Source organism: Ralstonia pickettii (genome assembly GCF_000607165.1).
GTDB classification, from domain to species: domain Bacteria; phylum Pseudomonadota; class Gammaproteobacteria; order Burkholderiales; family Burkholderiaceae; genus Ralstonia; species Ralstonia holmesii.
Map to the genome: position 1 here is coordinate 17,383 of NZ_JFZG01000002.1, position 21,267 is coordinate 38,649.

Consider the following 21,267-nt stretch of genomic DNA (forward strand, 5'->3'; position numbering starts at 1 on the left):
CTCGTTAAGGTGGAGCGATTCTGGCGGGGGGCTCCTGACAGCGTTCTGTCAGGAGCATTCAGGAGGACTGCGGAGTGTGTTGAACATTGCCCAGGCAGTGAACTCCGGGCGGAGGGGGAAACAGTTCAGTGCGGAATCCAGCCCGCCAGCAGCGGCACCAGCACCGCCGTCAGCACGCCATTCAGGCCCATGCCAAGCGCGGAGAACGCACCCGCCTCCGGATTGACCTGAAACGCGCGCGCCGTACCGATGCCATGCGCCGCAATGCCGGTAGCAAATCCGCGCACGCTGTACTCGCGCACGCGCAGCAGATTCAGCAGCCGCGTCGTGGTGGTCGCACCGACAATGCCGGTAATGAGCACCAGCACCGCCGTAATGGTCGGTGCGCCGCCGATCTTCTCCGAGATGCCCATCGCGATCGGGATCGTCACCGATTTCGGCGCCATGGAGCGTAGCGTTTCGGGCGATGCGCCCAGCAGCCATGCGATGCCCACGGCTGACACCACCGCCACGATCGACCCTGCCAGCAGCCCGCCCACCAGCGGCAGCGCGTGGCGGCGCAGCTTCGCCCATTGCTGGAACAGCGGTACGGCCAGCGCGACGGTGGCCGGGCCCAGCAGAAAGTGCACGAACTGCGCGCCGTCGAAGTACGTCTTGTACGGCGTGCGCGTGAGCGTCAGCAGCGTGCCCAGGATGACGACCGCAATCAGCAGCGGATTGACCATCGGGTTGAAGCGGCTGCGCTCGTGCAGGCGCACGCCGATCAGGTAGGCAATGAGCGTGGCGGTCAAGCCCAACAGCGGGCTGGCGGCCAGGTAGACCCAGAGCTGGTGCAGGTTGGGAGCCATCGCGTTCATGGGGCCAGCTCCTCGTTGCCTTCGCCGCTGTCACCCATGCGGCGCATCAGCGCGCGGGTGACGAGCGCACCGGCGGCGATCGATAGCCACGTCGACACAACGGTCGCCACGACGATCGGCAGCCACTCCTGCCCGATGCGGTTCAGTTGCGTCATCACGCCCACGCCGGCCGGCACGAACAGGATGGTCAGATGTCGGAGCAGGTCACTGACGGTGCCCTGCATGACTTCGAGCACGCGGCCCTTGTCTACCAGCAGGTAGATGACCAGCAGCACCATGCCGATCACCGGGCCGGGCACCGGCAGGTGCAGCGAATACGTCAACAGCTCTCCCACCGACTGGAACGTCAACAGGATCGCGAAGGTTTGCAGCATGGGGCCTCCGGGTGAAACGAAGCGCCAAGTATAGAACCCGGCTGCGTTCGTTTCAGCCCAGCATGCGGTCGACCAGTTCGATCCAGTGTTCGACCGGCGTGTCTGTGCCGCTCTGCAGATGCGTCACGCAGCCGATGTTGGCGGTGACGATGCGCTCGGGCTGCGTCGCTTGCAGCTTGGCGAGCTTGTCGTCGCGCAGGCGGTAGGCGAGCTCCGGTTGCAGCACTGAATACGTGCCCGCCGAACCGCAGCACAGGTGGCTGTCGGCGCAGAGCTTGACGTCCACGCCCAGCGAAGCGAGCAGCGTTTCGACCGCGCCACGAATCTGCTGACCGTGCTGCAGCGTGCAGGGCGGGTGCCACGCCACGCGCGGCCGTTGCGCTTCCGGTTTGGCCTTCTGCAGAAGCTGTTGCGAGAACGCTGGCAGCACCTCGCACAGGTCGCGCGTCATGGCGGACACGCGCGCCGCACGCTCGGCATAGGCCGGATCGTCGCGCAGCAGGTGTCCGTATTCCTTGACCATCGCGCCACAGCCCGAGGCGGTCATGACGATGGCCTCGGCGCCGGCTTCGATATGCGGCCACCACGCATCGATGTTGGCGCGCATGTTGCCGAGGCCGCCTGCGTGGTCGTTCATGTGATACCGGATGGCGCCGCAGCAGCCCGCGCGGTCTGCGCTGATGAGCTGCACGCCCAGCTTGTCGAATACGCGCGCCGTGGCTGCATTGATGTTGGGAGACATGGCGGGTTGTACGCAGCCTTCGAGCAGCAGCATCTTGCGTGCGTGCGCGGTGTTTGGTCGCACGCCAGCGTGGGGCTGCTTGGCCGGGACCTTGTTGCGCAGCACTTGCGGCAACATCGGCCGCACTGCCTGCCCGAGCTTGAGCGCGGAGCCAAACAGCGCCGGCCGTGTCAGCCCCTCGCGCAGCGCCCAGCGCACGGCGCGTTCGCCCAGGGGGCGCGACTCTCCTTTCGCGTCGAGCTGGTCATCGACGATCTTGCGGCCGATCTCCACCAGGCGCCCGTAGGTCACGCCGGATGGGCAGGTCGATTCGCAGTTGCGGCAGGTCAGACAGCGGTCCAGGTGCAGACGCGTTGCCTCACCGGCGGGTTGGCCCTCCAGCACCTGCTTCATCAGGTAGATGCGTCCTCGCGGGCCGTCAAGCTCATCGCCGAGTAGTTGGTAGGTCGGGCAGGTGGCCGTGCAGAAACCGCAGTGCACGCACTTCTGCACGATGCTTTGGGCTTCTTCGCCCTGAGGGGTGTTGCGCAGGAACGCCGCGAGCGTGATTTGCATGATGGGCTTGCGTTAGAAGTCGGCGTACAGACGGCCCGGGTTGAAGATGCCGTGCGGATCGAAGCTGTCCTTCAGGCGCTTGTGCACAGCCATCAATGGCGTGGCGACAGGCGTGAAGATGTCGCTGGCGCGGTCGCCGTTGCGGAACAGCGTGGCGTGGCCGCCGGCCTTGCTTGCTGCGTTGCGGATAACGTCAGCCGAGGTGTTGGCGGTGTCGATCCACCAGCGCTGGCCGCCGCCCCATTCGACGAGTTGCTCGTCGGCAGACGCATGGCCGAGCGCCAGTGGCGGCGTAGCCGGGGGCAGGGCGATGCGCCACAGCGGCAGGCTGCCCTGCACGGCACGCGCAAAGAACGCATGCGATTGCTCGCGCAGGTCGCGCCAGAACGTCGCGCCTTCTGCGTCGTCAACGCGCTCGCCGCCGAGCTTGGCAATGGCTGCGCGCACCGCCGCATCGGCACCGCTCAGGCGTACCCACAGCACACCGTCGATCCACGCAGACGCCGCGATCGGCAGCGGCTGGCCGCCCCAGCGGTTCAGGGTATCGATGGCTTCGCCTTGCGCCATGGCAAAGCGCAGCGTTGCATCGCAGGACGGTATCGGCAGCACCTTGAGCGACACCTGCACGATCAAGCCGAGCGTGCCGAGCGCGCCGGCCATCAGACGCGAGACGTCGTACCCGGCCACGTTTTTCATCACCTGGCCGCCGAAGTTGAGTATGTCGCCGCGGCCATCCATGACGACGGCGCCGAGAACGAAATCGCGCAGCGCGCCCACCGACTGCCGGCGCGGGCCGGACAGGCCGGATGAAAACGCACCGCCGACGGTCGCCTGCTTGCCATCCGCGGCAAAGTGGGGCGGTTCGAACGCCAGCATCTGCCGGTGCTCGGCCAGCGCGGCTTCGATCTCGACGAGGGGCGTGCCGCTGCGCGCCGTGATGACGAGTTCGGCGCAGTCGTAGTCGACGATGCCGGACCATTCGCGTGTGTCGAGCACGGTGCCGTGGGGTGCCGGTGCGCGGCCGTAGAAATCCTTGGTACCGCCACCACGCAGGGTGAGCGGCGTTCGGCTTTCGGTGGCCTGGGCAACGGCGTCACGAAAGCGCGAGAGCGCGGGCGAAAGGGCAGTGTCTGGGGTGGTTGGCATGTCGAACTTTCTGGCGGGCAGCTCACTGGCTGCCAGCTGTCTCCGTTGGAAGCTGTGGGAGCCGGGTGCCGCAGCGCTTGCAGAATGCGGCGTCTGTATCGTGACGGTCGAGCGTGCAGCCGCTGCACGCGCGGGTCTGCGGTGGGGTGGCGGAGCCGGAGCCTTCACGCATGGTGTTCACCAGTTCCGCGCCGATGATGCCGGTGGGAAACGCGATGATGCTGTAGCCGAGGAGGATGGTGAGCGAAGTGATGAACTGCCCCAGCGGTGTCTTCGGTACCAGGTCGCCGAAGCCAGTGGTGGTGAGTGTGACCACCGCCCAATACATGCTGACCGGAATGCTGGTGAAGCCATGCTGCGGGCCCTCCACCACGTACATCACGGTGCCCAGGATGATGGTGATGATGAAGACGGTGCCCAGGAACACGAAGATCTTGTGCCGCGCGTTCAGCAGCGCACGCAGGAGGATCTGCGCCTCTTCAAAGTAGACCGTGATCTTCAGTATCCGGAAGATGCGCAGCAGGCGCAGCAGCCGCACATCGAGCAGGTAGGCCAGTTCGGGCACAAAGATCGCCAGCCACGTCGGCAGGATCGAGATGAAATCGATGACGCCGTAAAAGCTGAGCACGTAACGCCACGGCCTGCGTACCACGAGGATGCGCATGACGTATTCCGCCGTGAACAGCAGCGTGAAGAGCCACTCGAGCACCGTGAACAGCGTGCCCGCGCGGCCGCTGACGCTCGGCAGGCTGTCGAGCATCACCACCAGAACGCTGGCGAGGATGGCGCCAAGCAGGGTCAGGTCGAACAGCCTGCCGGCGCGCGTGTCGGCTTCGAAGATGACGCTGTACCAGCGTTGGCGCCAACCGCTCTCGGGCTTGCCAAGATGCTCGCCAAGGCGCGCGTTGTGGGCGTGCCAGCGGTTCCGGGCGGTACGGGGCGGATTCGTCATGACTGCGGGCTTCAGAAGCGCGGCAAATCGGGATGCGGCAGCAGGCCGTTGCGCACGTGGAGCTTGCCGTATTCGGCGCAGCGCGCGAGCGTGGGGATGGCCTTGTCGGGGTTCAGCAGGCGTACCGGATCGAAGGCCGCCTTCACGCGCAAAAAGGCGTCACGTTCTTCCGTCGAGAACTGCACGCACATCGAGCTGAGCTTTTCCACGCCCACGCCGTGTTCGCCCGTCACGGTGCCGCCCAGTTCCACGCAGGTCTCCAGGATGTCGGAGCCGAACAGCTCGGCGCGGTGCCACTCGTCCTGGTCTTCGCCGTTGAAGAGGATGAGCGGGTGCATGTTGCCGTCGCCCGCATGGAACACGTTGATGCAGCGCAGGGCGTACTTCTGCTCCATCTGCTGGATGCGCCGCAGCAGCGTGCCGATGTGCTTGCGCGGGATGGTGCCGTCCATGCAGTAATAGTCCGGCGAGATGCGGCCGGCTGCCGGAAACGCGTTCTTGCGTCCGCTCCAGAACTTCAGGCGCTCGGCTTCGCTTTGCGAGACCTGGATGCGCGTGGCACCCGAGGCGCGCAGCACTTCGCTCATGCGCGCGATTTCTTCGGCCACTTCTTCGGGGGTGCCGTCGGACTCGCACAGCAGGATGGCTGCCGCATCGAGGTCGTAGCCGGCGCAGACGAATTCTTCAACAGCGGCGGTGGCGGGCTTGTCCATCATTTCCAGCCCCGCCGGGATGATGCCTGCGGCAATCACGTCGGCCACGGCGTTGCCGCCGGATTCCACATCGTCGAAGCTCGCCATGATCACCTGCGCCAACTGCGGCTTGGGGATCAGGCGCACGGTCACTTCCGTCACCACGGCCAGCATGCCTTCGGAGCCGACCACCGTGGCCAGCAGGTCCAGGCCGGGTGCGTCGGGTGCTTCGCTGCCGAATTCGACGACCTCGCCATCCATCATCACGGCGCGCACGCGCAGCACGTTGTGCACGGTCAGGCCGTATTTCAAGCAGTGCACGCCACCCGAGTTTTCATTGACGTTGCCGCCAATGGTGCAGGCAATCTGCGACGACGGATCGGGTGCGTAATACAGCCCGTGCGGATTGGCGGCTTCAGAGATGGCGAGGTTGCGTACGCCCGGCTGCACGACCGCCGTACGCGTATAAGGATCGACCTTGATGATGCGTTTGAACTTGGCCAGCGACAGCACCAGCCCGCCCGGCGTCGGCATTGCACCGCCCGAGAGGCTCGTCCCCGCGCCGCGCGGCACCACGGGCACGCCCATGCGGTGGCACACACGCAGGATTTCGACGACCTGCGCCTCGGTATCCGGCAGCACCACGGCCAACGGCACCTGCCGGTAAGCGGCGAGGCCATCGCATTCATACGGGGTGGTGTCTTCGCGCTCCCAGAGCAGCGCGTCGTCGGACACGATTCGGGACAGCGCGGCCGTCAGCTCGGCCTGCAGGGCAGATTGATCGCGGGCGGTAGCTGACAAAGACGATGGCGCATTCATGGGGTGTCTCTCATGGTTCTGCCCGCCAGCGGTGGCCGGGGTGGGAGGCACTATAGCCCGGCCGCCGCGCCGCGCGGCGTGTTAAGGACTTTTGCTGCGATGAATTTGGCTCGCCGGGGCGGCCAATGTGGTTCATCGCGATGCAGCAATACGAAGCGCGGCTACCAATCCAGCCCAAGCAACCAATCGACAAACTGCCGCGCCTCGGGCTTCATCGGCGCCTGTTCGCGCTGGACGATGTAATAAGCATGTGGCGAGGCCGACTCGATGTCCAGTAGCCGCACAATCTGCCCCGAGCCCAGCCAGTTGCGCGCCATCGCCTGCCGCACCAGCGCGACGCCCTGGTTGGAGGCCACCGCTTCGAGCATCAGGCCGATGTCGTTGAACAGCGAGCCGGTGGCGGGCTCCGCCGCGTCCAGCCCCGCCGCCTCAAACCAGGGGCGCCACGGCTCCAGCGGACTACGCAGCAGCGTGAGGTTCAGCAACTGCGACGCTTCGGTGATGGTGTTGCCGCTGATCTGCTCAAAGTAGCCCCGCCCGCATGCCGGGAACACCGGCTCGTTGAGCAGCAGCGTCGTCTTCAGGTCCGGATAGCGGCCGGTGCCGTAGCGGATCTCGACATCGGTGTCCTCGGCTTTCACGTCAAGGAACGGGATGGAGAGATGCAGTTCCAGATCAATGTGCGGGTACAGCGCGTTGAATTCCGGCAGACGCGGCACGAGGTGCTGGCGGCCGAACGTGGGTGGGATCGCCACGCGCAGCCGCGCGCGCTGCTTGCTGAATTCCGGCCGCGCCAGTTCGTGCAGCGTGTCGAGCGCGACTTGTACGCTGCGCAGGTAGCGCGTGCCCGCGGCGGTCAGCCGCAGCGCGGTGCCGGTGCGCACGAACAGGTCTTCGCCCCATAGCTCTTCGAGGTTCTTGATGCGGTGCGATACCGCGCTGGGCGTGACGGACAGTTCTTCGGCCGCACGCGCGAAGCTCGCATGGCGCGCCCCCGCCTCAAAGGCAATCAGCAGATGCAGCGGAGGAACGCGCTTGAAGACGGAGGACATGCGGGCGGTCGCTGGTGGGTGAGTCGGTTACAGGTGGAAGATCTTGCCGGGGTTCAGGATGTGCTTCGGGTCCAGCGCCTGCTTGATGCTGCGCATCAGGTCGATCGCATCGTTGCCGTGTTCGGCGATGAGGAAGTCCATCTTGTGCAGGCCCACGCCATGCTCGCCCGTGCAGGTGCCGTCCATGGCGATCGCACGCGCAACGATGCGCTGGTTGATGCGCTCGGCTTCTTCCAGTTCTTCCGGCTTGTTCGGGTCGATGAGCAGCGCGACGTGGAAGTTGCCATCGCCCACATGGCCGACGATGGGGGCGGGCAGCTGCAGCGCGCTGGCGAGCAGATCCTTCTCGGTTTCCACCACGCAGTCGGCCAGGCGCGAGATCGGCACGCATACGTCGGTGGTGACGGCGCGGCAGCCGGGCTTGAGCTGCAGAAACGCAAAGTAGGCGTTGTGGCGGGCGTTCCACAGGCGGCTGCGGTCTTCGGGGCGCGTTGCCCATTCAAAGCCTTGGCCTTTGTGTTCAGCGGCGATCTGCTGGACGGTCTCGGCCTGTTCCTGCACGCCGTGCTCCGAGCCGTGAAACTCGAAGAACAACGTCGGCATCTCGGGCAGCGTGAGCTTGTCGTACTGGTTGATCGCGCGGATGGCGAGCGCGTCGACAAACTCCACGCGCGCGATCGGCACGCCCATCTGGATGGTGTCGATCACAGCGGACACCGCATCGCCCATGCTCGGGAATGCACACACCGCCGCAGACACGGCTTCGGGCTGCGGATACAGCTTCAGCGTGATCTCGGTGATGATGCCAAGCGTGCCTTCGCTGCCGATGAAGAGGCGCGTGAGGTCGTAGCCCGCCGACGATTTGCGTGCACGGTTGGCCGTCTTGATGATGCGGCCGTCAGCGGTGACCACCGTCAGGTTCAGCACGTTCTCGCGCATCGTGCCGTAACGCACGGCATTGGTGCCGGACGCGCGTGTCGCGCACATGCCGCCGATGGACGCATCCGCGCCCGGGTCGATCGGGAAGAACAAACCGGTATCGCGAATCTCGGTATTGAGCTGCTTGCGCGTGACGCCCGGCTCGACCGTCACCGTCAGGTCTTCGGGGTGCACCGACAGCACGTGGTTCATCTGCGAGAGATCCAGGCTCACGCCGCCGGCCACGGCCAGGAGATGGCCTTCGAGCGACGACCCGGCGCCATACGGGATCAGCGGAATCTCATGTTCAAAGCAGAGTTTGGCGACGGCGGCGACTTCCTCGGTGGTCTGCGCGAAGACGACGGCGTCGGGCAGCATCGGGTCGTAGGCGGATTCATCGCGGCCGTGGTGGGCGCGTACGGCTTCGGTGGTGGAGATGCGATCGCCGAAGCGGGTGCGCAGCGCGTCGAGCATCGCAGGCGGAATCGGTTTGCGGATGCTCTGGGAGGGAGGGGCTGGGTGGTTCATGGCGTCTCGCGTGGGGCGGCGGTCTGAAGCCGGCTCGGGCTGTCATTCTAACGCCGGGGGCATGCCGCCCTTGCGATAATGGCGCCACCAACATTGACGCTATACAGGGAGACGCACCGTGGGCAACCGCCTATCCAAAATCGCTACCCGCACCGGTGACGACGGCACGACCGGCCTCGGCGACGGCAGCCGCACGGCCAAGGACAGCCTGCGCATTGCCGTCATCGGCGACGTCGACGAACTGAACTCGCACATCGGCGTGCTGCTCACGGAGACGCTGCCCGAGGGCGTGCGCGCCGCGCTCACGGCCATCCAGCACGACCTGTTCGATCTGGGTGGCGAATTGTGCATTCCCGGCTACACGATGGTGACGACTGCGCACGTGCTGCGGCTCGACCAATGGCTGGCCGATTACAACGCCGATCTTCCGCGGCTGGCCGAATTCATCCTGCCCGGCGGCAGCCGCGCTGCGGCACAGGCGCATGTCTGCCGCACCGTCGCGCGCCGTGCCGAGCGCAGCATCGTCGCTTTGGGCCGCGCAGAGACCATCGGCGAGGCGCCGCGCCAATACGTCAATCGCCTGTCGGACCTGTTGTTCGTGCTGGCGCGCGTGCTCAATCGCGCAGATGGCGGCACGGACGTCCTGTGGAAGCGAGACGAGCACAAGCCGACCTGATCGCAGTCGGCGCACCAAACAAAATGGCCCGGTTGCGTACCGGGCCGTTTTGCTTTGCAGCGCGTGGATCAGTTCACGCTGGTCGGCGTGGTCGTGGTTTGTGCCACGGCAGCCAAGCCTGCCAACTGCCCCGGCGTCGTGATGGTCAGCGCCTGTGATGGCGTCGGCGCCGGGAAGCCGCCTTCGGCCAGCGCTTCCTTGATCGTGCGGTTGGTGTCGAAATAAACCTGCCAGTAGCTGTCGTTGTGCGTGTACGGGCGCACGGCCAGCACGGGCCCCACCAGGTTGAACTCCAAAATCTCCACGTCGACGGCCGGATCGCTCAGCACGTTCGGAATGGCGGAAACCTTCTCCTTGAGCAGCGCGATGGCGGCGCGGTGGTCGGCGCTTCCGGCCAGTTGCGCCTTCAGCTCGACGCGGCGGTAGGGGTTCAAGGTGTAGTTCTGGATCGTGTCTGCGAAGATCTTGCCGTTGCCGACCATCGTGACCACGTTGTCCGGCGTATTGATCGTCGTGGCAAACAGGCCGATCTCCTTGATCGTGCCCGTCACGCCGCCGGCCGTCACGAAGTCGCCCACCTTGAACGGCCGCAGCACGATCAGGAATGCGCCCGCCGCAAAGTTCGACAGCAGGCCCGACCACGCCATGCCGATGGCCACACCGGCTGCGGCAATCAGCGCCGCGAACGTCGTCGTCTGGATGCCGAAATAACCCAGGATGCCGATCACCAGCAGCACGTTCAGTGTGACGGTAATGATTGAGCCCACATAGCGCAGCACGGTCGGGTCAACCTTCTGCCGGCTCAGCGAGCCTTCCACCATGCGCACCGCCAGATTGATCAGCCAGCGGCCGACTACCCAGAAGACGATGGCGCCGAGGACCTTCATGCCGACGTCGGCGGCGTATTGCGCCACGATCGCCTGGTACTTGTTTGCGGTGTTGACGGCGGTGTCCGCCAGGGTGTCTGCCATGGATGCCTCCGGGGGAGCAGGGGGAATCCACCTACGATATGTCAAAGACAACGCACTTGTGTGACTTTGGTGCGTCTTGCTCACATTTGTTATATGTTGCGCCGCACCAGTGCCCGCACCGGCAACAGAAGGCGCCCCCGACGGCCTTTGCCGTCATTTCATGGCGCCTATGTTGCATAGGAGGGCCGTGGTCAATAGCGAGCATCGCCGGGTTTCTTATCCTTCGGCCAGTCATTGACCTTGGGCGCAAAATCCGGGCGGGGCATGTGTGAGAAGAACTGCGCCACATCCACTGCCTCTTGATCCGTCAGCCCGCCTTGACCCAGTGGGAAGCGATTGTGAAATGCGATCGGCATGTTGTGCTTCACAAAGGCTGCCGCAGTGTAGGTGCGCGCCATGCCTGCGCCAATGTTGAACGACTGGTCACCCCAAAGCGGCGGATAGACATATTGGCCTTGCGCGTTCGTGATGCCTTCTCCGTTGGCACCGTGGCACAGCGCACACTGGGCCGTATAGATGTTCCGTCCATTTTCCACATTGGGCACCAGACTCTTGTCGATCTTGCCCACGCCGCGTCCAGGGACCTTGTCTTCCGGCTTGGTCTCGCGCTTCATCCAGTCGAAATAGGCGACCATGGCTTTCATCTCTTCGGAATTCACCGGCAAAGGCTTGCCGTTCATCGAGCGAAGGAAGCAACCATTGATGCGCTCTTCGAGCGTTATGACACGCCCGGCGCGCGGTGCGTAGCTGGGGAAGAAGGCAGAGATTCCGACATAGGGCGACCCGTCGGCAACCGTGCCTGCATTGAGGTGACAACTGGCGCAATTGAGCTTGTTGCCAACATTCTTGGGCAGCATGTTGTGCGTATCGATGTTCAGGCGCGCGCCTAGCACCAACTGCTTGGCGTTGGGTTCATCAAGCACGGCGGCCAAGCGCGGTGTTTCGAACGGGGTGGCATCCAGTTTCCTGACCTCCAGTTCCTTGCGTGCCTTGCCCACGTCGGATGCAGCCACTTGTTGCTGCTTGGCGCTGCCCCAGCTTTCGCGCGTGAAGTTCACGATCTCGGCGATTTCCTGGTCGCCCAGCCGAGCAAACGAAGGCATGGTTAGCACTCGGGCATGGCTGACCGTCTGTGCAGTGGCAGAGCCAGTCAGCAGAATATGCAGCAGCGTGGCCGGGCTGCTCTCGCCCAGTACCGGGTTGCCTGCCAGTGGCGGGAACACGTTGGGCACGCCATCGCCGTTGCTGCGGTGGCAATCGGCACAGAACTGCAGATACCCCAAGCCGCCGCGGCTGGTGTAGAGATTTGGCGGCGGGTTGGGCGCGCCGGTGGCATGCTGCACCGGCTGTGTCGATGCCCCTGAGGCAGGTGGGACGATCACGGGCGCAGGACCTTGCGCAATCTGCATCGGCTTGTCGATTTTGCTGGTGGGCAAGGACTTCAGGTACTCGCCAATCGCCAGCAAATCGCCGTCCGTCATGTACTGCGTGCTGTGCTGTACTACGTCCACCATGTTGCCCGAGACGGCGCCATGGCGGTTGCGCCCGGTCTTGAGCATTTCAGCGACATCCTGCGGTGTCCAGAGGCTGCGCAGACTCAGGGCACGCCAGCCTTCGACCGTTTCACCGGCCAGGAAGTATCTGCCGTTGGAGTCGGCCTCGGTCATGGTCTTTTCCTGAAAGCCGATACCGCGCGGCGTATGGCAGGCGCCGCAGTGCCCCAGGCCTTGCACGATGTAAGCCCCCCGGTTCCACTCCTGAGATTGCGAAGCATTCGGCCGGAACGGCTGGCTATCCAGAAAAGCCCAGTTCCACAGCGACAATCCCCAGCGCTGGTTGAAGGGAAACGACATACCCAGCGGCCTGTTGGTCTGCTGCACTGGCGCCACACCCTTCATCAGATAGGCGTACAGCGCTCGCATGTCCTCCGGCGTCATCTTGGCGTAGGACGGATACGGCATGGCCGGATACAGGTTGTGACCATCCGCGGCGATGCCCCTACGCATCACGCGATCAAACTGGTCAAAGGTATAGCGCCCGATGCCTGTTGTGGCTTCTGGCGTGATGTTGGTCGAATACAGCACGCCAAACGGCGTCTGCAGTGCAAGCCCGCCGGCCATCGGCTTGGATTTATCGCTGGTATGACATGCGACGCAGTCGCCCAGCCGCGCCACATAACGCCCTCGCGCCACTTGCGCGCGCGTCGCATCGTCCATGTTCTTCGCATCGCTCGCAGGCAGGTCGTCAATCACCTGGGGCAACTGCGTATGGGCAGCGGCGATGGTATGAGCCGCGGGTGTCGTCGTACCCAGCGAAGCGCCAGAGGCATGCGTAGGCGCGACCGGCTGTAGTTGGGCTTGCGCCCCGCACTGCCACGCGGCAAATGTCGCGGTCATGAGCATGAACTGCAAAAGCCGCTTTTTCGTACGCTTGGCTGCGTGGGAGTTGGGCATGCTGACTTGTTCTTCCGGGGGGGGGAAGGGTGGACTTAAGGGGGAGTCACCATTTTATTAAGAGGGGTAACCGTAAGATCACATCGTGCTCGCTTCTATTTGATCTATCGCACGATTGCCCCGTTGGGTGGGTTGCTCACTTCAAGCGCGGGGATCGGGAGCCGATCCAGGTGCGGCAAGACGACAGAGAGAACAACTTGCCCATCGCGGTTCTGGTCAGCCTCCGGATCGCCCCGGTTTGCAGCGTTCGTCCTGCGCGGAAACAAAAAAAAGGACGCCCTAAGGCGCCCTTCTTTGCGTCACTCTGGCGTGACTCAGTTGCCGCTGCCCGGCACCAGACGGCGCTTGCGCACGGCGTCGGCCAGCGTTTCCAGCACCTTCACCGAATCGTCCCAGCCGATGCACGCATCGGTCACGCTCTGGCCGTAGGCCAGGTCCGACACCGGCGTGCCCTGCACGTGGTCCTGGCGACCAGCGTTGATGTGCGACTCCACCATCACCCCCACGATGCGGTTGTCGCCGGCAGCCATCTGGCGGCCGATGTCTTCGCACACCGGGATCTGGTTTTCATGCTTCTTGCTGCTGTTGGCGTGCGAAGCGTCGATCATCAGGCGCGCGGCCAGGCCCGACTTGGAGATGGCGTCGCAGGCTTCCTGCACGCTGGCGGCGTCATAGTTGGGCGCTTTGCCGCCGCGCAGGATGATGTGGCAGTCCTCGTTGCCCGCCGTCGACACGATGGCCGAATGGCCGCCCTTGGTGACTGACAGGAAGTGGTGCGGCTGCGATGCGGCCTTGATGGCGTCCACGGCGATCTTCACGTTGCCATCGGTGCCGTTCTTGAAGCCGACCGGGCACGACAGACCGGAAGCCAGCTCGCGGTGCACCTGCGATTCCGTCGTGCGCGCGCCGATTGCGCCCCAGCTCACCAGATCAGCGATGTACTGCGGGCTGATCACATCGAGGTATTCGGTGCCGGCGGGCAGGCCCAGCTCGTTGATGTTCATCAGCAGCTCGCGCGCGGTGCGCAGACCGTCGTTGATCTTGAAGCTGCCATCCATGTGCGGGTCGTTGATCAGACCCTTCCAGCCGACCGTGGTGCGCGGCTTCTCGAAGTACACGCGCATCACGATTTCCAGCTCGTTTTTGAAGCGCTCGCGCTGCTCGACCAGGCGGCGGGCGTAGTCCATCGCTGCCTTGGTGTCGTGAATGGAGCAGGGGCCGATGATGACGATCAGGCGATCATCCATGCCGTGCAGGATGCGGTGCATCGCGTTCCGGCTTTGGTAGATCAGGTCGGACACGGTGTCGCTGCACGGGAATTCGCGGATCAGATGCGACGGCGGCGTCAGCTCTTTCAGTTCGCGAATGCGCAAATCATCGGTGTTCTTCGGCATGGAAAGCTCCGGGGATGTGTCTTGAGTTCTATTGGAAACGTCTACTGTGTTCGGATCGTGTTTCGCGTCGGTGCCGGGGTGGGGCAGGTGACTGGGCGAAAAAAAACCGCCAGGGTCGCTGGCGGTTTTCGGTATCTGCTGGGTGCTTTATTTTTGCTGCAAGCGCCCCTCTCCTTCCGCCAGCGGTGCGAGATGCCAAAAGTAAAAGTAAAAAAACTTGGCGAAGGACATGAGAGGAAAACGCGTCGATGCAGGAAAAATTGTGGCGCAGAGGTGACTTGAAACTACTGCGCCGCACCAATCGAACCGTCTTTATAAACCCTTTCTTTGAGGGCTGCAAGCGCGGATTTTCCGGGCCTGCGGCGCCAAAACGACGGTTTCAGGGCAATCAGGCCGTGCCGCCCACCGTCATGTTCTCCATGCGCAGGGTCGGCTGACCGACGCCCACCGGCACGCTCTGGCCTTCCTTGCCGCACACGCCAATGCCCGAATCGAGGCGCATGTCGTTGCCGATCATGGTCACGTGCTTGAGCGATTCCGGGCCGCTGCCGACCAGCGTCGCGCCCTTGACCGGGGCGGTGATCTTGCCGTCTTCGATCAGGTAGGCCTCGCTGGCCGAGAACACGAACTTGCCGTTGGTGATGTCGACCTGACCGCCGCCGAAGTTGACCGCATACAGCCCCTTCTTGACGCTGGCGATGATCTCTTGCGGGTCCTTGTCGCCGCCGAGCATGTAGGTGTTGGTCATGCGCGGCATGGGCAGGGCGGCGTAGCTCTCGCGGCGGGCGTTGCCGGTCACGGGCATCTTCATCAGGCGCGCGTTGAGCGTGTCCTGCATGTAGCCCGTGAGGATGCCGTCTTCGATGAGCGTGTTGCACTGCGTGGGGTTGCCCTCGTCATCGAGGTTGAGCGAGCCGCGGCGGTTGGCAAGCGTGCCGTCGTCCACCACGGTGACGCCCTTGGCGGCCACGCGCTCGCCCATGCGTCCGGAGAACGCCGACGAGCCCTTGCGGTTGAAGTCGCCTTCCAACCCGTGGCCGATGGCCTCGTGCAACAGCACGCCGGGCCAGCCCGGGCCGAGCACCACGGTCATCGTGCCAGCCGGGGCCGGCTTGGCTTCCAGGTTGACGAGTGCGGAGGAGACTGCCTCGTCCACGTATTCCCGCAGCAGTTCGTCGGTGAAGTAGCCGTAAGCATAGCGGCCGCCACCGCCGGAACTGCCCATTTCGCGGCGCCCGTTCTGCTCGGCAATGACGGTCACGGAGATGCGCACCAGCGGGCGCACATCTGCCGCGATCACGCCGTCGCTGCGCGCGACCAGCATGACGTCGTATTCACCGGCCAGGCCGGCCATCACCTGCACGACGCGCGGGTCCTTGGCGCGGGCAAGCTTTTCGATCCGCTCCAGCAGGGCGACCTTCTCGGAGGCTGTCATCGAATCGAGCGGGTCGTTCGGCGCATACAGCGAGTGGCTGCCCGGGGTGCTCGCCAGGCTGCTCGCCACCTTCACGCGGCCGGCGCCGGCCTTGCCAATGGTGCGCGTGGCGCCGGCGGCCTGCATCAGCGCGGGCAGGCTGATATCGTCGGAATAGGCAAACGCGGTGCGGTCGCCCGAGACGGCGCGTACGCCCACACCCTGGTCGATGCTGAAGCTACCGGATTTGACGATGCCTTCTTCCAGGCTCCACGCCTCGTTGCGGGTGTACTGGAAGTAGAGGTCGGCATAGTTCACGCGGTGCGTGAAGATGTCGGCCAGCGCGCGCTGCAGGTGCGCTTCATCAAGGCCGTAGGGGTCGAGCAGCACGCGGCGCGCGATGGACAGATTCTGGATGGCGATGTCGCCTGCGTTCATGATCGGTTCTCGCAAAAAATTCGATTGGCTTACATCACGCGGTGCTTGAGCGCCGGCAAATCCCGGCGCACTTGTGCGATGCGGGCGGGGTCCATGTCGCCGATGGCAACGCCTTCGCCCTCGGGCACGGAGGCGATGACTTCGCCCCACGGGTCGACGAGCATTGAATGGCCCCAGGTACGGCGGCCGTTTTCATGGCGCCCGCCCTGAGCGGCGGCGAGCACGTAACACTGGTTCTCGATGGCGCGGGCGCGCAGCAGGATTTCCCAGTGCGCGGCGCCCGTCACGTAGGTGAAGGCCGCCGGCATCAGAATCAAGTTCAGGTTGCCTTGCGACGCCAGCGCCCGGTACAGCTCAGGAAACCGGAGGTCGTAGCACACCGACATGCCCACGCGGCCGCACGGCGCATCGAAGGTGACCGGCGTGGCGCCGGGCTCGATGGTACGGGCCTCGTCGTAGCGCTCTTCACCGCGGACGAAGTTGAACAGGTGGATCTTGTCGTAGCGCGCGACACGCAACCCGGCCGGGTTGAATGCGAGCGACGTATTGCGCACGCGCTGTTCGTCTTCGCACCACATCGGCAACGTGCCGCCGACGAGCCACAGCTTGTGGCGGCGCGCGGCATCGGCGAGGAAGGCCTGGATCGGGCCCTCCTGGTCGTCCTCGCGGATGGCGACCTTGTCGCTGTCCTTACGGCCCATCATGCAGAAGTATTCCGGCAGCAGCGCGAGTTGCGCGCCCTGGGCGGCCGCCTCGGCAAGCAGCGCATCTGCGCGCGCCAGGTTGGCGTCCACGTCGACGGCCGTCACGGTCTGGATGGCGGCGACGCGAAAAGGTGCATCGAAAGGCGCATCCATACCGGATGCGACGGGGGCCGGGGCAACGGTGGTCGAAGTCATGGGGGCTATTTTGCCGAGGTTTGCGATTGGCTGCCCGAATTACCGTTGGATGCGACTTTCTCGATCTTCGGATCAGCCCAGCTACCGGTCACGTGGTACTGCGTGACGAATGCCTTCGACAACTGATCGCCCAGAACCAACTGCGCGGCCAGCGTGCCCAGCCCGAGGGCCGGATTGATGAACGCCGCCGCCAGCGAGGCCGACGTGGCGTCCACCTTGGGCGTGACCTTCACGCGCAGGTCCTGCGTTTCATCGAGGATGTTGGCCGAGCCTTGCATGGCCACCTGGAACTGCGGGCCCTTGACGGCGAAATCTTCGGTGTGGGCAACGCCGCTGGCGATGGTGCCGGTGGCTGCCACGCTCTCGAACGGCGTGCCACGGCCTGTGGCGCTGCGCAAGTCGGTTGCGAAATGCAGTAGCCCCTGCAGGCTCAGCACGCCGGCCAGCTTGGCCAGGCCCGGATCGACTGGCAGGAACTGGCCGCGCTCCAGGTTCAGCGCCATGCGGCCGTTGAGCGTGGGATAGTCGATCGACATGGGCGAGCCGCGCCAGACCACGCGGCCTTCGAGCTTGCCCTTGGCACCGTCGATCACCTTGGCGAAGCCCATCTTCTGCAGCAGGTCTCCGGTGTCGCGCAGGTCGAGGTTGAAGTCGAGCAGCGTCCGACGCTCAGGATCATCGCCACCGCCACGCAGGCGTCGCGGGATGCGCCACGTGCCGCGTGCCGTCAGCGTGGCGGCGGGCTGCTCGATCTTCAGCGTCTCAAGCGTCCAGACGGGCGCGCCGTCGGTGATCTGGTTGCGCGCCTTGATCTCCAGCTTGCCGAGCGCCTTGCCACGCAGGTCGAATTTGTCGGCAACGAGGTCGACCGATGGAATTTCGTGCGAGCTGCTGGCCAGCGATTCGGTGAGCGCAGTCTCTTCCTTCGCATCCGGGATGCTCATGCGCGACAGACGCATCGTCAGCTCGCCGAAGGGCACGGCGGCGCTTTCGGCGTGCCAGCGCGCGCTGCCTGCAATTTCGCGCGAATCGATGGTCGATTGCCAGTTGGGGCCGTCGCGCGTGGCATCGATGCGCACGGCGTTGAAGTCGCGGCCCAGGATGCGCAGCGTTTGCGCGCGGGCGCTCAGGTGGCTCGGCAGATATGCGCTATGGCTGTCGGAGGCGTTGGCGGCATTGGCCGCATGTTCGGCCGCAGTCTGGCTGGCGCTCTTGTCGGCAGCGGGCGCGGCAAACACCTGGCGCCAGGCGTCGATGTCCAACTGATCCAGCGCCAGGTTGGCCTGCACGCCTTCCTGGGGCTGCGGCACGGGCTGCCGTATGCCGATGCCGCCTCGCAGCACCTCGGTGCCGTTGCCCGTGCTGCGTTGTTCGTAACGCGCGCTGACGATATTGCCGATCTGCAAAACGATTTCGTCGATGGCGTTGTTGGAAGCCAGCGGCTGCATCTCGAAACGCACCGGCAGCGGCTGCCCGGCGGCCTTGTTCAGCGGTGCCGGCAAACGCACCGTCATCGGCGTGAGGTCGGACTGCACCTGGATGAGCGGGCGATGCTGCTTGACGCTGATGGTCGCGCTGTATGGTGCGCTGCCCTCCAGCGAACGGGCGATGGCGGCCACCGGGCTGTTCTCCGGCGTCGTGTCCCGCAGCCCTTGCGCCGATGCGGTGCCCGCCACCTGGATGCGGATCGTGCCGTCGGGTGCGGTGCCGCCCGTGGGGCGGATTTCGCCGCCGGCAAAGCGCGCGCGCAGGTTGTCGAAACCGATGCCTTTTTGCGTAAAGGTCAGCGCGCCGTTGACGTCGGTGAGCGGTGGCGCCTGCGGAACAAGCGTGACGTCATTGCGCACGAACGTGACGCTACCCTGGGCGCGCGTCGAATGCATCTCGTGCAGCGGCAGGTCCAGCTTGAGCGCCAGCGTGGCGTTGCCCTGGGCGTGTGCGTCCTTGGTGAAATGCCCGATCCACTGGCCGATGGGGCTGGCCTCGACGTATTGCAGGAAGTTTTGCGTGGCGCCATCGCCGCGACCATCGATGGTGAGCAGCGGGCTGCGGTCGCCCATGTCGGGCAGGCTGCCATTCACGTCCTGCAGATTCACGCCCATTACCTTGGCGCGCGCCACCTTGAACGACAGGGATGCCCGATCGAAGATCACCGTGCCGTCGATGTTGGTGAACGCCGGCCAGTCACCCGGGTGCGTGGGCACGCGGCCCGGCGGATTATGCGCGGCTTCGGGCGGCGCCGATTGGTACGTCACGTCCTGGATCGGCACTTCCACGCGGAAGACGCCCTTGTGCGGCGGCCGGAACGGGAAGTCGTGCAGATCGCCCGCCAGTGCGAAACCGACGTTGTTGGCCGTGCCGGCTTGCAGCGCACCGCCCAGGTAGTCACGCAGATGCTGTCCGATCGACAGCGGCAGGTAGCGCGGCACACGTGGAACGTTAGCGCGGTCCAGCGTGCCCTTCAGATCGATGGTCCCGAGATGGCTGGTGTCTGGCGCGTGACGATAGCTGCCCGTGATGCGCGCCGACAGGTCGTCGTTGGAGAACGCAAGGTTGTCGCTGGTGACGACCAGTTCCTGCTTGCGATACGTCCAGTTGAACGTGCCTTGCAGCCGGTCCAGCGGCACACGGGCGTCGGCAAAGGTGCCGGGCAGCAGCAGCGCGGTGTCATTGGACTCGATGCGCAGCGTGCCCTTGTCGTTGGAGAAGACCGCGTTGCCGGAGATGTTTTCAACGCCGGGCACGGCTGGCTCGGGATGCTGGCCCGGCGGCACCGCGGGCAGCGCGCCGGGGCCGAACGACACCTGGCGCATCGTGGCGCGGCCCGTGAAGTGCACGGGCGCCGGCGCATTTGGCCGCCAGCGGGAGACATCGCGCTGCCAGTTGATGTCGAGATCGTCGATGCGGCCGGACGGTTGTTTGGTACGCAGCGGTTCGAGCACGCCGGCGGGCAGCGGCAGCGCAGTGGCGATGTTGCGCAAGTCTGCCAAATCCAGTGTCGTGGCTTTGACTTGCAGGCTGCGCAGCGCATTGCGCGAGTCGAGCGCCCACCCCACGGTGACATTGCGCAAGCCACGCGGCGTGCCAGCCGGGTTGGCCGGCGCCTGGATGCCGGGTCCTGCCAGTTCGGGCGCCGACGGCGGTTGGGCGGGTGGATTCAGCGGCTGCCAGAGCAACGTGTCGACGCGCAAGGTGTGCTCGCCGCGCGCATTGCGCTGATGCGTGGCCAGCGCCTGGAGGCTGCGCAGCTGCAGCGGGTCCAGATCCTTGCGGACCTGCAGATCGAGCTGCTGCCCCGTCAGCCGAGCCTGGCTGCGCGTGAATACGCCGTCGGCAAACTCCACCGACCCGTCGGAGGTGAGCGTGCCGCTTTTTGCGGCGGCCAGCACGGGCACATAGCGCTGTACGGAAGCCAACTGCAGCGTATCGACCTGCCAGGAGGCCTGGCCGCGCCAGTGGCGCCAGTCGCCTGGGCGGGCCAGCAGGTCGTGACGGAAATCGGCGTGCAGTTTGATGGGGCCGTTGAACAGCGTGGGCGAGGTCCCGCTGGCCTCCAGCCGGTGCCGCGTCGGGCCGCTGCGTAGCTGCACCCGCACATTGCCCAGCGCCACTTCGGGCACCTTCTGCTGCTCGTCGAGCCAGCGGACGGCGCCTTGCTGGAAATCGATGTCTCCTTGGGAGAGGAGCTGGTCGAGGAAATCGCTGTCGCCGCCGGTGTCCGGGCCGAGTGGCATGCCTGCGACGAGCAAGGCGCCCTGAGCGTTGCGCCGTACCAGCACGTCGGCCTGGCTGGCGTGCAGGGAGGCAAAGGTGATCTGCATGCGCAGCAACGAGCGCCAGGACAGCCGCGCCTGCACGTCCTGTACCGCGAAGGTGCGACGGCCGGCAGTGTCGTGCGCGTCGATGCGCTGGGCGCGGAAGGCCGGGTGCCAGCCCTCCCAGTAGGTCTCAAGCGAGCCGATGCCGACGGTGGCGTGCAGTGCGCTGGACGCCTCGCGCTCCATCCATTCGCGCGCCAGGCTTACGCGCGGCCACAGGATGAAGCGCACCGCCAGCATGCCCACGATGGTCAGGACGGCCAGCGCCGCCGCCGTCTTCCAGAGCACGCGCCACAGCTTGCGCCAGATCGGGGCGCGCAAAACAGTCCCAACGCCCGTGCCGATCCGGCTGACGAATCGCACCAACCACGCCCAGGCCGTGGGCCGGCCCACCCCGCGTGTGGACAGGGTGCTGGCGTGTCCACCATCGGACTTCGGCGATTCTGGGGGCTGGGACGGGCGAGGCATGATGCGGATTATCCGATATTCAGGAGGCGGCGCCACATTTGGAGTTGGGCGTCGCGCCTGCCCAGCGGCAAGCACGCCCAATGCCCATGAACGTTGGTGAC

At 65.3% G+C, this 21,267-nt stretch carries 15 protein-coding genes; 1 reads left to right on the forward strand and 14 read right to left on the reverse strand.

Features of this window, described 5'->3' with window-relative positions:
* Positions 1-125: 125 nt before the first annotated feature.
* The 8 genes from BG83_RS0100095 to BG83_RS0100130 form a co-directional block, all read right to left on the reverse strand.
* On the reverse strand, positions 126-857 hold the full coding sequence (locus BG83_RS0100095; RefSeq protein ID WP_037031462.1) for an LrgB family protein: 732 nt from the start codon (positions 855-857) through the stop codon (positions 126-128).
* Positions 854-1,231, reverse strand: a complete 378-nt coding sequence (locus BG83_RS0100100) for a CidA/LrgA family protein (protein ID WP_024974803.1) — start codon at positions 1,229-1,231, stop codon at positions 854-856. Before BG83_RS0100100 ends, BG83_RS0100095 begins: the two co-directional genes overlap by 4 nt.
* 52 nt (positions 1,232-1,283) lie before the next feature.
* Positions 1,284-2,528 carry a glycolate oxidase subunit GlcF gene (glcF, locus tag BG83_RS0100105; RefSeq protein WP_024974804.1) on the reverse strand — a complete coding sequence of 415 codons (1,245 nt, stop codon included), beginning with the start codon at positions 2,526-2,528 and terminating at the stop codon, positions 1,284-1,286.
* Between the two features lie 12 nt (positions 2,529-2,540).
* Positions 2,541-3,674, reverse strand: a complete 1,134-nt coding sequence (glcE, locus tag BG83_RS0100110) for a glycolate oxidase subunit GlcE (RefSeq protein ID WP_024974805.1) — start codon at positions 3,672-3,674, stop codon at positions 2,541-2,543.
* Positions 3,675-3,696: 22 nt separating this feature from the next.
* Positions 3,697-4,626, reverse strand: coding sequence for an ion transporter (locus tag BG83_RS0100115; RefSeq protein ID WP_024974806.1), 930 nt, complete (start codon positions 4,624-4,626; stop codon positions 3,697-3,699).
* Between the two features lie 11 nt (positions 4,627-4,637).
* Positions 4,638-6,137 (reverse strand): FAD-linked oxidase C-terminal domain-containing protein, encoded by a 1,500-nt coding sequence (locus tag BG83_RS0100120; RefSeq protein ID WP_024974807.1) that lies wholly within the window; start codon positions 6,135-6,137, stop codon positions 4,638-4,640.
* A 161-nt stretch (positions 6,138-6,298) separates the two neighbouring features.
* Positions 6,299-7,189: a LysR substrate-binding domain-containing protein gene (locus BG83_RS0100125; protein ID WP_024974808.1), complete on the reverse strand. Its 891-nt coding sequence runs from the start codon at positions 7,187-7,189 to the stop codon at positions 6,299-6,301.
* A gap of 27 nt (positions 7,190-7,216) precedes the next feature.
* The gene (locus BG83_RS0100130) at positions 7,217-8,635 is read right to left on the reverse strand and encodes an FAD-binding oxidoreductase (RefSeq protein WP_024974809.1); all 1,419 of its coding nucleotides are present in this window, start codon (positions 8,633-8,635) and stop codon (positions 7,217-7,219) included.
* Between the two features lie 118 nt (positions 8,636-8,753).
* Between BG83_RS0100130 and BG83_RS0100135 the strand changes: the two genes are divergently transcribed.
* Positions 8,754-9,311, forward strand: a complete 558-nt coding sequence (locus tag BG83_RS0100135; RefSeq protein ID WP_024974810.1) for a cob(I)yrinic acid a,c-diamide adenosyltransferase — start codon at positions 8,754-8,756, stop codon at positions 9,309-9,311.
* Between the two features lie 68 nt (positions 9,312-9,379).
* On the opposite strand, the gene BG83_RS0100140 is transcribed toward BG83_RS0100135, so the two are convergent.
* From BG83_RS0100140 to BG83_RS0100165, 6 genes are all read right to left on the reverse strand, one after another.
* Positions 9,380-10,282, reverse strand: coding sequence for a mechanosensitive ion channel family protein (locus BG83_RS0100140; protein ID WP_024974811.1), 903 nt, complete (start codon positions 10,280-10,282; stop codon positions 9,380-9,382).
* A 191-nt stretch (positions 10,283-10,473) separates the two neighbouring features.
* Positions 10,474-12,678 (reverse strand): c-type cytochrome, encoded by a 2,205-nt coding sequence (locus BG83_RS0100145; RefSeq protein WP_080693635.1) that lies wholly within the window; start codon positions 12,676-12,678, stop codon positions 10,474-10,476.
* Positions 12,679-13,049: 371 nt separating this feature from the next.
* The gene (gene aroG / locus BG83_RS0100150) at positions 13,050-14,129 is read right to left on the reverse strand and encodes a 3-deoxy-7-phosphoheptulonate synthase AroG (RefSeq protein WP_012762821.1); all 1,080 of its coding nucleotides are present in this window, start codon (positions 14,127-14,129) and stop codon (positions 13,050-13,052) included.
* 388 nt (positions 14,130-14,517) lie between these two features.
* A complete protein-coding gene (gene tldD / locus BG83_RS0100155; RefSeq protein ID WP_024974813.1) occupies positions 14,518-15,981 on the reverse strand; it encodes a metalloprotease TldD in 1,464 nt (487 codons plus the stop codon).
* A gap of 29 nt (positions 15,982-16,010) precedes the next feature.
* A complete protein-coding gene (locus BG83_RS0100160; protein ID WP_024974814.1) occupies positions 16,011-16,880 on the reverse strand; it encodes a carbon-nitrogen hydrolase family protein in 870 nt (289 codons plus the stop codon).
* Positions 16,881-16,885: 5 nt separating this feature from the next.
* On the reverse strand, positions 16,886-21,166 hold the full coding sequence (locus BG83_RS0100165) for a YhdP family protein (RefSeq protein WP_024974815.1): 4,281 nt from the start codon (positions 21,164-21,166) through the stop codon (positions 16,886-16,888).
* Positions 21,167-21,267 lie beyond the last annotated feature (101 nt).

What these genes read in the sequence shown, in the direction of transcription:
- glcE (WP_024974805.1), bottom strand. Translation starts at nt 3,674, where the DNA reads ATGCCAACCACCCCAGACACTGCCCTTTCGCCCGCGCTCTCGCGCTTT.
- glcF (WP_024974804.1), bottom strand. Translation starts at nt 2,528, where the DNA reads ATGCAAATCACGCTCGCGGCGTTCCTGCGCAACACCCCTCAGGGCGAA.
- BG83_RS0100140 (WP_024974811.1), bottom strand. Translation starts at nt 10,282, where the DNA reads ATGGCAGACACCCTGGCGGACACCGCCGTCAACACCGCAAACAAGTAC.
- BG83_RS0100130 (WP_024974809.1), bottom strand. Translation starts at nt 8,635, where the DNA reads ATGAACCACCCAGCCCCTCCCTCCCAGAGCATCCGCAAACCGATTCCG.
- BG83_RS0100160 (WP_024974814.1), bottom strand. Translation starts at nt 16,880, where the DNA reads ATGACTTCGACCACCGTTGCCCCGGCCCCCGTCGCATCCGGTATGGAT.
- BG83_RS0100145 (WP_080693635.1), bottom strand. Translation starts at nt 12,678, where the DNA reads ATGACCGCGACATTTGCCGCGTGGCAGTGCGGGGCGCAAGCCCAACTA.
- tldD (WP_024974813.1), bottom strand. Translation starts at nt 15,981, where the DNA reads ATGAACGCAGGCGACATCGCCATCCAGAATCTGTCCATCGCGCGCCGC.
- BG83_RS0100115 (WP_024974806.1), bottom strand. Translation starts at nt 4,626, where the DNA reads ATGACGAATCCGCCCCGTACCGCCCGGAACCGCTGGCACGCCCACAAC.
- aroG (WP_012762821.1), bottom strand. Translation starts at nt 14,129, where the DNA reads ATGCCGAAGAACACCGATGATTTGCGCATTCGCGAACTGAAAGAGCTG.
- BG83_RS0100100 (WP_024974803.1), bottom strand. Translation starts at nt 1,231, where the DNA reads ATGCTGCAAACCTTCGCGATCCTGTTGACGTTCCAGTCGGTGGGAGAG.
- BG83_RS0100125 (WP_024974808.1), bottom strand. Translation starts at nt 7,189, where the DNA reads ATGTCCTCCGTCTTCAAGCGCGTTCCTCCGCTGCATCTGCTGATTGCC.
- BG83_RS0100120 (WP_024974807.1), bottom strand. Translation starts at nt 6,137, where the DNA reads ATGAATGCGCCATCGTCTTTGTCAGCTACCGCCCGCGATCAATCTGCC.
- BG83_RS0100095 (WP_037031462.1), bottom strand. Translation starts at nt 857, where the DNA reads ATGAACGCGATGGCTCCCAACCTGCACCAGCTCTGGGTCTACCTGGCC.
- BG83_RS0100165 (WP_024974815.1), bottom strand. Translation starts at nt 21,166, where the DNA reads ATGCCTCGCCCGTCCCAGCCCCCAGAATCGCCGAAGTCCGATGGTGGA.